At 61.8% G+C, this 14398-nt stretch carries 8 protein-coding genes and 2 tRNA genes; 5 read left to right on the plus strand and 5 right to left on the minus strand.

The features are described from left to right. The first annotated feature begins 89 nt into the window (after nucleotides 1–89). A complete protein-coding gene (locus ACWKWE_RS16990; RefSeq protein WP_166593402.1) occupies nucleotides 90–1217 on the plus strand; it encodes a GNAT family N-acetyltransferase in 1128 nt (375 codons plus the stop codon). Between the two features lie 70 nt (nucleotides 1218–1287). Here ACWKWE_RS16990 and ACWKWE_RS16995 read toward each other — a convergent pair whose 3' ends face one another. Then, nucleotides 1288–4761, minus strand: a complete 3474-nt coding sequence (locus tag ACWKWE_RS16995) for a hybrid sensor histidine kinase/response regulator (RefSeq protein WP_166593401.1) — start codon at nucleotides 4759–4761, stop codon at nucleotides 1288–1290. Nucleotides 4762–5132: 371 nt separating this feature from the next. Between ACWKWE_RS16995 and ACWKWE_RS17000 the strand changes: the two genes are divergently transcribed. Both ACWKWE_RS17000 and ACWKWE_RS17005 read left to right on the plus strand, forming a co-directional pair. Next, on the plus strand, nucleotides 5133–6281 hold the full coding sequence (locus ACWKWE_RS17000) for a TDT family transporter (protein ID WP_483851170.1): 1149 nt from the start codon (nucleotides 5133–5135) through the stop codon (nucleotides 6279–6281). Between the two features lie 223 nt (nucleotides 6282–6504). After that, entirely contained in the window at nucleotides 6505–8376 is a 1872-nt protein-coding gene (locus tag ACWKWE_RS17005) for an MFS transporter (protein ID WP_483851171.1), read from the plus strand. 215 nt (nucleotides 8377–8591) lie between these two features. On the opposite strand, the gene ACWKWE_RS17010 is transcribed toward ACWKWE_RS17005, so the two are convergent. Both ACWKWE_RS17010 and rdgC read right to left on the minus strand, forming a co-directional pair. Then, a complete protein-coding gene (locus tag ACWKWE_RS17010; RefSeq protein ID WP_483851172.1) occupies nucleotides 8592–9554 on the minus strand; it encodes a bile acid:sodium symporter family protein in 963 nt (320 codons plus the stop codon). Between the two features lie 99 nt (nucleotides 9555–9653). Then, complete coding sequence (gene rdgC / locus ACWKWE_RS17015) at nucleotides 9654–10574, minus strand: recombination-associated protein RdgC (protein ID WP_166593397.1); 921 nt, start codon at nucleotides 10572–10574, stop codon at nucleotides 9654–9656. A 160-nt stretch (nucleotides 10575–10734) separates the two neighbouring features. Between rdgC and ACWKWE_RS17020 the strand changes: the two genes are divergently transcribed. Together ACWKWE_RS17020 and ACWKWE_RS17025 are read left to right on the plus strand one after the other, a co-directional pair. After that, a tRNA-Val gene (locus ACWKWE_RS17020) sits at nucleotides 10735–10810 on the plus strand. 20 nt (nucleotides 10811–10830) lie between these two features. Further along, nucleotides 10831–10907, plus strand: a tRNA-Asp gene (locus ACWKWE_RS17025). Nucleotides 10908–11275: 368 nt separating this feature from the next. On the opposite strand, the gene nirD is transcribed toward ACWKWE_RS17025, so the two are convergent. Continuing rightward, the gene (gene nirD, locus ACWKWE_RS17030) at nucleotides 11276–11653 is read right to left on the minus strand and encodes a nitrite reductase small subunit NirD (protein WP_483851173.1); all 378 of its coding nucleotides are present in this window, start codon (nucleotides 11651–11653) and stop codon (nucleotides 11276–11278) included. Continuing rightward, nucleotides 11650–14211 carry a nitrite reductase large subunit NirB gene (gene nirB / locus ACWKWE_RS17035; RefSeq protein ID WP_483851174.1) on the minus strand — a complete coding sequence of 854 codons (2562 nt, stop codon included), beginning with the start codon at nucleotides 14209–14211 and terminating at the stop codon, nucleotides 11650–11652. Before nirB ends, nirD begins: the two co-directional genes overlap by 4 nt. Between the last annotated feature and the right edge of the window lie 187 nt (nucleotides 14212–14398).

Consider the following 14398-nt stretch of genomic DNA (forward strand, 5'->3'; position numbering starts at 1 on the left):
GTCGGCCCAAGTTTCATGTGCAAATACGTTCAATAAGTGATAAAGCGCAAACGTTGGCGTGAGTGGTTTGAAGAGCTCGGGAGAGATCGATGTCGTTGCATCGCTTGGATAAGTTGTCGGATCTGGCACCTGCCGAATGGGACGCGCTGATACCCGGCGAGTCGCCCTTTCTGCGCCACGGGTTTCTCAGTTCGCTGGAAGACAGTGGCAGCCTCGGACCTCGGTCCGGGTGGCGTGCGGAGCATTTGTTGCATTACGAAAACGACACGCTCATCGCCGCGCTGCCGACCTATCGCAAGTGGCATTCCTACGGTGAGTACGTGTTCGATCACGGCTGGGCCGACGCGTGTCGCCGTGCAGGCATTGCGTACTACCCCAAGTTGCTGGTGGCGGTGCCGTTCAGCCCGGTCAGCGGTCCACGACTGTTGGCGAAGACCCCGGAAGACGGCCGCGAGTTGATCGCCTGCTTGCCGGGGTACGCAGAGGCAGAAGCGTTGTCGAGTGTGCACGTCAACTTCACCGACCCCGTGGCCGATGCCTTGCTCGCCGAACACCCGGAGTGGCTGCAACGCATTGGCTGTCAGTACCACTGGCAGAACCGGGGCTATCGGGACTTCCAGGATTTTCTCGACGCCCTGAGTTCGCGCAAGCGCAAGCAGATGCGCAAGGAGCGCGAACAAGTGGCGGGGCAGGGCTTCGATTTCGAGTGGCTCGAAGGCCACGAACTGAGCCAGGCGCATTGGGATTTCGTTTACGCCTGCTATTCCAACACCTACGAGATTCGCGGCCAGGCGCCGTACCTGACCCGCGAGTTCTTCAGCCTGTTGGCCGAGCGCATGCCCGAGGCGATTCGCGTGGTGTTGGCGAAGCAGGGGTCACGGCCGGTGGCCATGGCGTTCAGCCTGATCGGCGGCGACAGCTTTTATGGGCGGTACTGGGGCTGTCTCGCCGAGTTCGACCGGCTGCATTTCGAGACCTGTTTCTATCAGGGCATGGATTACGCGATTGCCCATGGCATCCAGCGATTCGACGCCGGTGCACAGGGCGAGCACAAGTTGATTCGCGGCTTTGAACCGGTGATCACCCACTCATGGCACTACTTGGCCCATCCCGGTTTGCGCGAGGCGGTGGCGGGGTTTCTGGAGCAAGAGCGGGCCGGGATTCTGGCGTATGCCGAAGAAGCGCGAGGCGCGTTGCCCTACCGTCAGGGGGAGTGAAGGTCATCGTTCCCCCGGCAGCGTTGCGCGATCGGCTACAGGGGTGAAGTCGGCCAATGCGGGCGCCCGATCAACTCAAACTCACGTGTCGGCTTAATAGCGCCCGCAAGGCGGCGGGTTTAACCGGCTTGGCCAGGTAATCCAGTCCGGCCGCGTGCACTTGCGCGATCAACTCCGGGCGCCCGTCGGCGCTGATCAGCACCCCAGGCACCGGCTCACCCAACTGCGTGCGCAGCCACGCCATGAGCTCGGTGCCGGTTTCGCCGTGGTCAAGGTGGTAATCCACCAACGCCAGATGCGGGCGGATGCCGTCGTCGAGCAAGGTCTGGCATTCCTCGCGGTTGCGCGCCGTCCACACCTGACAGCCCCAACGGCTGAGCAGGCTGTTCATGCCAATCAGAATGCTGTCTTCATTGTCGATGCACAGCACCTGCGTGCCATTCAAGGCGGCGCGTTTCGGCTCGACCGCCACGGCTTGCGGCGCGGCTTGGGTGCGGGCCAGCGGCACGGTGACGCTGAACACGCTGCCCTTGCCCGGCCATGAACGCACTTCGAGGGTATGGCCCAGCACGCGACACAGACCATCGGCAATCGCCAGCCCCAGGCCCAGGCCTTTTTCGGCGCGGGTCTGGTGGCTGTCGAGGCGTTTGAATTCTTCGAAAATCACTTGGCGTTTGTCTTCGGGAATGCCCGGCCCGCGATCCCACACTTCCAGGCTTACGGATGCGCCCTTGCGTCGCACGCCGAGCAAGATCGGACCTTTCGCGTAACGGAACGCGTTGGTGAGGAAATTCTGCAACACCCGGCGCAACAGCTTCGCATCGCTGGCGACTCGCAATTGACTGCCGCGCACCCGGAAGTTCAGACCCTGTTCCTGGGCCAGCGCTTTGAATTCCGCGCCCAACGTGTCGAACAGGTTGTTGAGCGGGAAGGGCGCGATCGTTGGCGTGAATTTGCCGTTTTCCAGGCGGGAAATGTCCAGCAGGTCACTGATCAGGTCTTCGGCGGAACGCAGCGAGCTGTCGAGGTGCTGAATCAGTTTCTGCGCCTCATCGGGAATGCTGTCATCCACGTGCAGCAGCGCGGCGGAGAACAGCCGCGCCGCGTTCATCGGCTGCATCAGGTCGTGACTGACCGCCGCGAGAAAGCGGGTTTTCGACTGGTTCGCGGCCTCGGCGTGGGCCTTGGCTTCGGTCAGGGCGACGTTGAGTTGCGACAACTCGCGGGTGCGTTCGGCCACGCGCTGTTCGAGGCTTTCGTTGACGCCCTTGAGCGCCTGTTCGGCCTCACGGAACGCCGTGATGTCGGTGAAACTCATGACGAACCCGCCGCCCGGCATCGGGTTGCCGATCAGCTCGATCACCCGGCCGTTGGGAAACAGGCGCTCGGAGGTGTGCGCGCGCCCCTGACGCATCCAGTGCAAGCGGCGGGCGATGTGAACTTCCGCTTCTCCCGGCCCGAGTAAACCCCGTTCAGCGTTGTAGCGGATGATGTCGGCAATCGGGCGCCCGACGCTGATCAGGCCCTCCGGGTAGTTGAACAGTTCGAGGTAGCGGTCGTTCCAGGCCACCAGTTTCAGCGACTGGTCCACCACGCTGATGCCCTGGGTAATGTTTTCGATGGCGCCCTGCAACAGCGCGCGGTTGAACTGCAGCACCTCGGACGCTTCGTCGGCGATGCGCACCACGTCTTCGAGCTGCATGTCGCGGCCTTCGATGGCCGCCTTCACCACGGCGCGGGTCGAGGAGGTGCCGAGGACACCCGCCAGCAGCCGCTCGGTGTGGGCGATCCATTCGCCGTTGGCGTTCTGGTTCGGGTTGAAGCCCTTGCCCTGCCGGTAGGCGAAGCGGATGAAGCTCTGCTGCGCCCGTTCCTCGCCCACAAAACGCGCCGAGAGCTTGAGCAAGTCTTCGATCTGCACGGCCAGCAGCGAGCGATTATTGGGCCGCGCCTGCAATTCCTGACCGATGAAACGCCCGGCCTGCCAGTGTTCCGACACCCGCGTGCGCGACAGCAGCGAGACCCACACGAACAGCGCGAAGTTGCCCGCCATCGACAACAGCACGCCTTGGGTCAACGGGCTGATCGGCAGGTTGAACGGGTTGCTGTGCAGCCAGCCCAGCAGCGGAAAACTGCTCAGCGCCCAGCCCATGCTGTGGGCAGTGAGCGGCAGGACGAGGGTGTAGAACCAGATGAACACGCCCGCCGCCAGCCCTGCGAACACGCCTCGACGATTGGCGGGTTTCCAGTACAACGCGCCGATCATCGCAGGGGTCAATTGCGTGATCGCGGCGAAGGCGATCTGGCCGATGGTCGCCAGGCTCGCGGTCGAGCCGAGCAGGCGATAGCTGACGTAAGCCAGCAGCAGAATCGCGACGATGCTGACCCGGCGCACTGACAGCATCCAGTAACGGAACACTTCGAACGGGCGCTCGGCGGTTTTGCGGCGCAACAGCCACGGCAGCAGCATGTCGTTGGAGACCATGGTCGACAGCGCGACGCTGGCCACGATCACCATGCCCGTCGCCGCCGAGGCGCCGCCGATGAAGGCGAGCATGGCCAACGCAGGGTGCGCGTGGGCCAGCGGCACGCTGATCACGAACGAATCCGGCAGCACCGAACTGGGCAGCAGCATCTGCCCGGCCAGCGCGATAGGCACTACGAACAGCCCGGCCAGCAGCAGGTAAATCGGGAATACCCATTTGGCCAGGCGCAGGTCTTGAGGCTCGATGTTCTCGACCACCGTCACGTGGAACTGTCGGGGCAGGCAGACGATGGCCATCATCGCCACGCCGGTCTGCACCACCATCGACGGCCAGTTGATGGTTTCCTTCCAGTACTCTTCCAGACGCGGCGCCAGCATCGCCTGATTGAACAGGTCGTCCACGCCGTCGTACAGGCCGAAAGTCACGAACACGCCGACGGCCATGAAGGCGAACAGCTTGACCAGCGACTCGAAGGCAATCGCCAGCACCATGCCCCGGTGGTGTTCGGTCGCGTCGAGGTTGCGCGTGCCGAACACGATGGTGAACAGCGCCAGCACCAGCGACACGATCAGCGCGGTGTCCTGCGCCCGCGTGCCCGTGGCATCGGCTCCGGCCCCGATCAGGATGTTCACGCCGAGCACGATGCCTTTGAGTTGCAGGGCGATGTAGGGCAGCACGCCGATCAGGCAGATCAGCGCGACGACGATGGCCAGGGTCTGAGATTTCCCGTAGCGGGCGGCAATGAAGTCGGCGATGGAGGTGATGTTTTCCTGCTTGCTGATCAGGACCATCTTTTGCAGCACCCACGGCGCCAACACCAACATCACGATGGGCCCGAGGTAAATCGGCAGGAACGACCACAACTGCTCGGCGGCCTGACCTACGGCCCCGAAAAACGTCCAACTGGTGCAGTAAACCGCCAGCGACAGGCTGTACACCCACGCACGCAAGCGCGGCGGCAAGGCACCGCTGCGACGATCACCGTAAAAGGCGATGGCGAACATGATGGCCATATAGGCCAGGGCGACGGCAGCGATCAGTCCGCTGGACAGCGACATGGGAACTCCAGACTCAAGCAGGTGCGGTTTCGGCTGCGATCCTTCGCAGGTCACACAGTCTCGCACGCCGGGTGACGTTCGTCTGTTTCGACCAAGGTCTGAGCGGGCGCGGGGTTTTCCGAGGCTGCCGCTGATTCCGGCTACCGTGATGACCTGTAGGAGTGAGCTTGCTCGCGATCGCGTGTTACCTGTCAACCCATCCCGACCGGGGAATCGCCATCGCGAGCAAGCTCACTCCTACAGATCGGTGGCATACGTGACCGGCGTGTATATCTGTAAAACCTATGACCCATAGCGAAATTACCCGCTTAGTCGATATCACCTGACGCCCTACCATGGAGATCACCTCACACGAGGACAGGAGCCATCCCATGAGTCACAGTTTTTTCGTCGCCGCGAGCAGGCCCTTCAGCCAACTGAGCCACCCGCGCGAAGTCATCCGCCAATTCACCCCCAACTGGTTCGCCGTGACCATGGGCACCGGGATTCTCTCGGCCGTTCTCACGCAATTGCCTGTTCATGTCCCCGGCCTGTTCCAGTTGGCCGAAGCCCTGTGGCTGCTGAACATCGCGCTGTTTCTGACCTTCAGCGTCCTCTACACCGCTCGATGGATGATGTTCTTCGACGAAGCGCAGCGGGTGTTCGGGCATTCCACGGTCTCGATGTTCTTCGGCACGATTCCCATGGGGCTGGCGACGATCATCAACGGGCTGCTGACGTTCGGCCTGCCGCACTGGGGCGTCGGTGTGGTGCCCGTCGCGGAACTGCTCTGGTGGCTGGACGTGGCGATGTCGGTGGGCTGCGGCGTGCTGATCCCGTTCATGATGTTCACCCGCCAGCAGCACAGCATCGACCAAATGACAGCGGTATGGTTGCTGCCCGTGGTCGCGGCGGAAGTGGCGGCGGCCAGTGGGGGATTGCTGGCGCCGCATCTGACGGACACCCACAGCCAGTTCAGTGTGCTCATCACCAGTTACGTGCTGTGGGCGTTGTCGGTGCCCGTGGCGTTCAGCATTCTGACGATCCTTCTGCTGCGCATGGCGTTGCACAAACTGCCCCACGAAAACATGGCAGCGTCGAGTTGGCTGGCGTTGGGGCCGATCAGCACCGGCGCGTTCGGCTTGATGGTGCTGGGCGCTGAGTCGCCACAAATATTCGCCGCCAATGGATTGCCCGGTGTGGGCGAGATTGCGGCGGGATTGGGGTTGATCGCAGGGATCATGCTCTGGGGCGTCGGTGTGTGGTGGCTGCTGATGGCCGTGCTGATCACGGCGCGTTACCTGCGCAACGGCATCCCGTTCAATCTCGGCTGGTGGGGCTTTACCTTTCCGTTGGGCGTGTTTGCGTTGACCACGCTGAAGCTGGGGGCGGTGTTGAATCTGGGGTTCTTTTCGGTCTTCGGCAGCGTGCTGGTCGCCGGTCTGGCGGCGCTGTGGCTGGTGATCATGAAACGCACCGTGGTAGGTGCCTATAAAGGAACGCTGTTCGTCTCGCCGTGTATTGCGGGTTTGAAAGGGTAAGGTTCTCACTGCCTGCACGACATCAAACTGTGGGATCGAATTCATCCGCGAAAAAGGTTCAGCCGATAGAGAGGTGCCGCCTGAAATACCTTCGTGAATGAATTCGCTCCCACAGAAAATGTGCATCGACAGAAACGCCTGTTGCGTCTTCAATGTGGCTCGGATCGGCTCTCCTGCGTTCCAATCCAAAAGCCGATAGCGGCGCCATTCAGGACCCTGGACGATGAGTCAGTCGCAGTTCAATTTGTTGGGCAAACGGCGTTTCCTGCCGTTCTTCGTGACCCAGTCCCTCGGGGCCTTCAACGACAACATCTTCAAGCAATCGCTGATCCTCGCCATCCTCTACAAGCTCGCCATCGACGGTGACCGTTCGATCTACGTCAACCTCTGCGCCTTGCTGTTCATCCTGCCGTTCTTTTTGTTCTCGGCGCTGGCGGGGCAGTTCGGGGAGAAGTACCCCAAAGACCGGCTGATCCGCATGATCAAGGTGCTGGAGATCGGCATCATGGTGGTCGGCGCTGTCGGCTTTCTGTTCGATCACCTGTCGTTGATGCTCGCCGCGCTGTTCGCCATGGGCACCCACTCGGCGCTGTTCGGGCCGGTGAAATACTCGATCCTGCCCCAGCACCTGCACGAAAACGAACTGGTGGGCGGCAACGGTCTGGTGGAAATGGGCACCTTCCTGGCGATTCTCGCCGGGACCATCGGCGCCGGGATCATGATGTCGGCCACCCATTACGCGCCTATTGTCTCGACCGCGATGGTGCTGGTGGCGTGCCTGGGTTACCTCGCCAGTCGCGGCATTCCTCCCGCCGCAGCCGCCAGCCCGGAAATGCGCCTGAACTGGAACATCTTCAGCGAATCCTGGGCCACCCTGAAACTGGGCCTCGGCCAGACCAAAGCGGTGTCGCGCTCCATCGTCGGCAACTCCTGGTTCTGGTTTGTCGGTGCGATCTACCTGACGCAGATTCCGGCGTACGCCAAGGAATTTCTCTACGGCGATGAAACCGTCGTCACCCTGATCCTCACCGTGTTCTCCATCGGCATTGCCGCAGGTTCGATGCTCTGCGAGCGGCTGTCGGGACGCAAAGTGGAAATCGGCCTGGTGCCCTTCGGTTCGGCAGGCTTGACCGTGTTTGGCCTACTGCTGTGGTGGCATTCCGGCGGTTTCCCGCAGAACGTTCAGGCCAACAACTGGCTGGCTGTGCTGGGTTACGGTCAGGCGTGGTGGGTGCTGCTCGACATCCTTGGCATCGGCGTGTTCGGTGGCTTCTACATCGTGCCGCTGTACGCGCTGATCCAGTCGCGTACGCCGGAGAAAGAGCGCTCGCGGGTGATCGCTTCGAACAACATCCTCAATGCGCTGTTCATGGTGGTCTCGGCGATTGTCTCGATCATCTTCCTCAGCGTGGTGAAGCTGTCGATCCCGCAACTGTTCCTCGTCGTCTCGCTGATGAACATCGCGGTCAACACCTACATCTTCAAGATCGTCCCGGAATTCACCATGCGTTTCATGATCTGGCTGCTCAGCCATTCCATGTACCGCGTGGAGCACCGCGACCTCGAACAAATCCCTGACGAAGGCGCGGCCTTGCTGGTCTGCAACCACGTGTCGTTCGTCGATGCGTTGCTGATCGCAGGCTCGGTGCGTCGGCCGATCCGCTTCGTCATGTACTACAAAATCTTCAACATCCCTGTGCTGAACTTCATCTTCCGCACCGCTGGCGCGATCCCGATTGCCGGGCGTGGCGAAGACCTGTTGATCTACGACGCGGCGTTCAAGCGCATCGCCGAATACCTCAAGGAAGGCGAGTTGGTGTGCATCTTCCCCGAAGGCAAACTGACCACCACGGGCGACATCGACGAGTTCAAAGGCGGCATGACCCGCGTGCTGGAAGAGACCGACGTGCCGGTGATTCCGCTGGCGTTGCAGGGGCTGTGGGGCAGCTTCTTCAGCCGCGATCCGAACAAAGGCGTGTTCCGTCGGTTGTGGTCGCGGGTGACCCTGGTGGCAGGGCCTGCGATGGCGGGAGATGAATCGCAACCTGCGCGGGTGCGTGAGCGGGTGGCGGCGTTGAGAGGGGAAATGCGCTAATCAGGCGCTGCGGTTCTGATGCGGAGTGCAGTTTCCTGTAGGAGCGAATTCATTCGCGAAAAGGGTTCAGCCGATAGGAATGTGCCGCCTGAAATACCTTCGCGAATGAATTCGCTCCCACAGGGTGATTGGGGTGTGTCAGACCAGATGCCTTCTCTGACACATTGCCGATCGGTGGTGTGTCAGACAAGCCGCCTGCTCCGACACATGGCCGATCAGCCCACCACCGGCCGATCTTCCGTCACCACCGCATCCGGCTCCATCTTCCGGAAATACGTCGAGAGCAGCGCACCGGAGATGTTGTGCCACACGCTGAACAGCGCGCTCGGCACCGCCGCCAGTGGCGAGAAGTGCGCGGCGGCCAGGGCGGCGCCGAGGCCGGAATTCTGCATGCCGACTTCCAGCGACAGGGATTTGCGCTGGGGCAGCGGCAGTTTGAACAGCTTGCCGGTGAAATAGCCCAGGCCGAAACCGAAGGTGTTGTGCAGGATCACCACGGCCATGATCAGCAGGCCCGACTCGGCGATCTTCGCCTGACTGGCCGCCACCACCGCGCAGACGATCATCACGATGCTCACCACCGAAATCAGCGGCAGCACGTCGACGGCGTATTGCACCTTCTCGCCCAGGACCTTTTGCGCAACGACGCCGAGCACAATCGGCAGCATCACGAATTGCAGGATCGACCAGAACATATCCATGAAAGACACCGGCAGCCAGGCAGACGCCAGCAGCCAGATCAACGCCGGTGTCAACAGCGGGGCGAGGAGGGTGGTGACGGCGGCGATGGCTACCGACAGCGCCAGGTCGCCCTTGGCCAGCCAGGTCATGACGTTGGACGACGTGCCGCTTGGGCAGCAACCGACCAGAATCACGCCGACGGCAATTTCCGCTGGCAGGTGGAACACCTGACACAGCAACCACGCCACACCCGGCATGATCACGAAATGCGCAACCACGCCCAACGCCACACGCCACGGATGGCGCACGACTTCGGAGAAGTCTTCAAGCTTGAGGGTCAGGCCCATGCCGAACATGACCAGCCCCAGCAGCGGGACGATCAGGGTTTTCAGCGCAATGAACCAGCCCGGGAACAGGAACGCCAACACGGCGAACAGCAGCACCCAGTACGCGAAGGTATTACCGACAAAACGACTCAACGCAGCCAGGGCACGCATGGCTTGCTCCTTAGGTTTCTCTATTTATAAGTGTCGATCAGCACTGCGCCGTCGATGAGCGACGGCGCAGCAGGTGATGCTTTATACCGCGTCGGGCTGTCAGATACCTTGGGGAATCTCTTCACCACCCAACGCCTCGAACAGCTCCGGCAAGAACTCGCCGAAGGTCAGCATCATCAAGGTGAAGCTGGCGTCCAGTTGGCCCAGCGCGTCGTCGCCGCCGTCCTGTTCAGCCTGATCTTGCAGCAGGTCTTCGAACTTCAGGCGCTTGATGCCCAGTTTGTCGTCCAGCACGAAGGACAGTTTGTCCTGCCAGGCAAGAGACAGCTGGGTGACGACCTTGCCAGTGCTCAAGTGCAGCTGGATTTCGTCGCTGGTCAGGTCCTGACGCTTGCACTTCACGATGCCGCCGTCTTCGTGGGTGTCGCGCAGTTCGCATTCGTCGAGGACGAAGAAGTTGTCAGCGGTCTGGCCGGTCTTCACCCAATCGGTCATGACGGCGGTCGGCGCGGTCTTCACGGTCACCGGGCGCACCGGCAGCGAACCGACCACTTCACGCAGGGTAGAGAGCAGGTCTTCGGCGCGTTTAGGGCTGGAGGCGTTGACCAGGATTACGCCTTGCTTCGGCGCGATGGCGGCGAAGGTGGCCGAGCGGCGGATGAACGCGCGCGGCAGGAAGGCCTGGATGATTTCGTCCTTGAGCTGATCGCGCTCTTTTTTATAGACCTTGCGCATTTGCTCGGTCTCGATTTCTTCGACTTTCTCTTTCAGCGCGTCGTTGACCACGCTGCCGGGGAGAATGCGTTCTTCCTTGCGCGCGGAAATCAGCAGAAAATCGCCGCTGACGTGCACCAATGGCGCGTCTTCACCCTTGCCGAACGGGGCGATGAAACCGTAAGTGGTCAACTCCTGGCTGGCACAAGCGCGTGCAGGCTTGGTCGCCAATGCGGTTTCCAGCGCCTCGGCGTCAAACGGCAGGTCTTGGGTCAGGCGATAGACAAGCAGGTTTTTGAACCACATGGGGGACAGCTCTCCTTTATACAAAGGGGGGCATTATTCGCTGCTGCGACCCTGCGGCCAACCCTGATGTAACCCTTTGGTTGGATTATAAAAATTATTTGAAAAAGTGCTTGCCAGAGGTTTGATCGCTCCGTAGAATGCGCGCCACACCGAGAGACAAGGGTGATTAGCTCAGCCGGGAGAGCATCTGCCTTACAAGCAGAGGGTCGGCGGTTCGATCCCGTCATCACCCACCACTCGTTGAAAGGTGTTACGCGCAGCGGTAGTTCAGTCGGTTAGAATACCGGCCTGTCACGCCGGGGGTCGCGGGTTCGAGTCCCGTCCGCTGCGCCATATTGAGTTACGAGGCCCTTGAACTCCTCGTAACGACAGAGAAAGCGACCTTAGGGTCGCTTTTTTTGTGCCTGGGATTTGGTGACGCTTTGGGTTTGCTCTTGATTCTGGCCGAAGGCCGTAGGAGTGCCGGGGTGGCGTTCCACCTTGCCTACGATCTGCTGCGAAGCAGCAGTAGAACCGGACACCTCGGTTGTGTCTGACACACCGCGTTTTTCGGGTTTGCTGCCGATGCCCGGCAGATCGCGAGCAAGCTTGCTCCTACGCGTTCGGCAGAAGCAGATCGCAGGCAAGGTGGAACGCCTCCCTGGCACACCTACGCCCTTCGGGCAGAAGCGGGTCCGCGGTATGATTCAGGCCGGGCCGTGTTACCCCACATCCACTTCCACCACATCCCCCGACAATCTGACCGGCCACGTCCGCAACTTCAGCGCCGGGTCTTCCAGGCACGTGCCGTCGTCCAACCGATAATGCTGCTTATATAAAGGTGAGGCGATCACCAGATCCCCGGCGAGGCTGCCGATCAATCCGCGTCCGATCACGTTCACGCCCGACACCGGGTCGCGGTTGTCCACGGCGAACAACTGCGGGGTGCCGGTGATGGAGGCGACGTACAGCAGCGCCACTTGCACGTTGCCCATCAACGCCACGACGCCGGAATTGAGCACCAGATCCTGACGGGCGCAGACGGCGCGCCAGGCCTGGGTGTGCGAAAGGTCTTTCATCGACGCGTGGACCTGGTTCATCGTGCGATCTCCTCGACAGGGATAAGGTTGAGTTCGTGGCTGCGGGCCGGGCGACGCTGGCTGCGCTCCTTGACGAAATGGATGTCCGGGTCGGCGCTCCTGTCGTTGACGAAGGTGCGGAAGCGCTTGAGCTTTTCCGGGCTCTTCAGCGCATTCGCCCATTCGCATTCATAACGATCGACCACCAGCTGCATTTGTTCCTCCAACTCGACGGCCAACCCCAGGCTGTCGTCGATGACCACGGCTTTCAGGTAATCCAGCCCGCCTTCAAGCGATTCGCGCCAGACCGACGTGCGTTGCAGCTTGTCGGCGGTGCGGATGTAGAACATCAACACCCGGTCGATGTAGCGAATCAGCGTCTCGTCATCCAGGTCCGTGGCGAACAGCTCGGCGTGACGCGGGCGCATGCCGCCGTTGCCACACACGTACAGGTTCCAGCCGTTCTCGGTGGCGATCACGCCGATGTCCTTGCTCTGGGCTTCGGCGCATTCGCGGGTGCAACCCGATACGGCAAACTTCAGTTTGTGCGGCGAGCGCAGGCCCTTGTAACGGTCCTCGATGCGCAACGCCATGCTGACGCTGTCCTGCACGCCATACCGACACCATGTACTGCCCACGCAGGACTTCACGGTGCGCGTCGACTTGCCGTACGCATGCCCGGTCTCGAACCCGGCCGCGATCAGCTCGGCCCAGATGTCCGGCAATTCATGCAGCTGCGCGCCAAACAGGTCGATGCGCTGGCCGCCGGTGATCTTGGTGTACAGGTCGTATTTCTTCGCCACCGCGCCAATTGCCAGCAGACCGTCCGGGGTAATCTCCCCCGCCGGGATGCGCGGGACCACCGAATAGGTGCCGTTTTTCTGCATGTTGGCCATGAACGTGTCGTTGGTGTCCTGCAACGGCACCAGTGACGGGTCCATGATCGGCTTGTTCCAGCAAGACGCAAGGATCGAGCCGACCGCTGGCTTGCAGATGTCGCAACCAAGATGGCCTTTGCCGTGGAGAGCTAGCATGTGCTCGAACGTCTCGATGTTTTCCACCCGTGCGAAGGCGTACAGCTCCTGCCGGGTGTAGGCGAAGTGCTCGCACAGGCTCTTGTCCACGGCCACGCCACGGCCGGTCAGTTCGTGTTCGAAGACACTTTTCAGCAGCGCCGCACACCCGCCGCACCCGGTCGCCGCCTTGGTGCAGGCTTTGAGCCCGGCAAGGTCGGTGCAGCCGGTGTCGATGGCCGAGCAGATTGAGGCCTTGCTGACGTTGTGGCAGGAGCAGATGGTCGCGGTGGCGGGCAATGTGTCGGCGCCCAGCGTCGGCGCGCCTTCGCTTTGCGGCATGATCAGGCTCGACGGGTCGGCGGGCAGTTTGATGCCGTTCTGCGCGTATTGCAGCAGGGTGTCGTAATAGCTGTTGTCGCCCACCAGCACGGCACCGAGCACCTGTTTGCCATCGGCGGAAACCACCAGACGACGATAACTGGCCGTGGCTTCGTCGATGAAGCGGTAGCTGCGTGCGCCGGTCAGCGCGCCATGGGCGTCACCAATCGAACCGACGTCTACGCCCAGCAGCTTGAGCTTGGTGGACATGTCGGCACCGAAGAATGGCTCGGCGTCCAGATCGCACAATTGCGCGGCGACATTGCGCGCCATCTGATACCCCGGCGCCACCAGGCCAAAAACACTGCCGTTCCAGGCCGCGCATTCACCGATGGCGAAAATGTCGGCATCGCTGGTGCGGCAGTGCTCATCGATGGCGATGCCACCCCGTGGCCCTAGTTCCAGCGCGCAGTGGCGGGCGAGGGCGTCTTGCGGACGAATGCCGGCCGAGAACACGATCAGGTCAGTTTCGAGGAATTCATCACCCGCAAAATTCATTCGATAGCGGTACTGCTCGCCTCGGGTGATCGACTGTGTGGCGCGGGAGAGGTGGACGCCGACCCCCAAGGCTTCGATACGGGCCTTCAAGGCCGCGCCGCCGAAATCGTCCAGTTGCACCGGCATCAGGCGCGGGGCGAATTCGACGACGTGGGCTTCCAGACCCAAGGATTTCAGCGCGTTCGCGGCTTCGAGGCCGAGCAAGCCGCCACCGACCACCACGCCGCGTGTCGCCTGGCTCGCAGCGGCGCGAATGGTGTCCAGATCGTCCAGCGTGCGATAGACCAGACGCGAGTTGCCTTCCGCGCCTTCGATGGGCGGCACGAAGGGGTAAGAGCCGGTCGCCAGCACCAGCTTGTCGTAGCCGAAGCAGCCTTGGGCGGTGATCACCTCGCGGCGCGCCCGGTCAATCTCCAGCACCGGCACGCCCAGATGCAGGGTCAGCCCGAGCTGTTCATATAACGAGGCATCGCTCAGTGCCAGCGACTCGGCATCCCGACCGCCGAAATACTCGGACAGGTGCACGCGGTCGTAGGCGCGCTGGCCTTCCTCGCCGAAGACGTGAACGCGATAGCGCGAGAGGGCGCCGGCGGCGATCAGTTGCTCGACGCAGTGATGACCGACCATCCCGTTGCCGACCACGATCAGGGTTTGCAGATCATCAAGCGAGGCGACAGTAGTGTTCATATCGATTCCCGGCCTAAGCCAATCAGGTTTTTCAAACGCAAAAAAAAGGCGCCCGGAACCTCTCGGTTCCAGGCGCCTTTGCCTGTTCTTTATGGGTTGTCGCGACAGCGGTGTCGCCGGCAACGTGCTGAGCCCGGCGGCAGATCGTCGTTGACCCGCCAGAGCCGCCAGCCGCGCATGTGTGGCT

This window comes from Pseudomonas salicis (genome assembly GCF_057128705.1).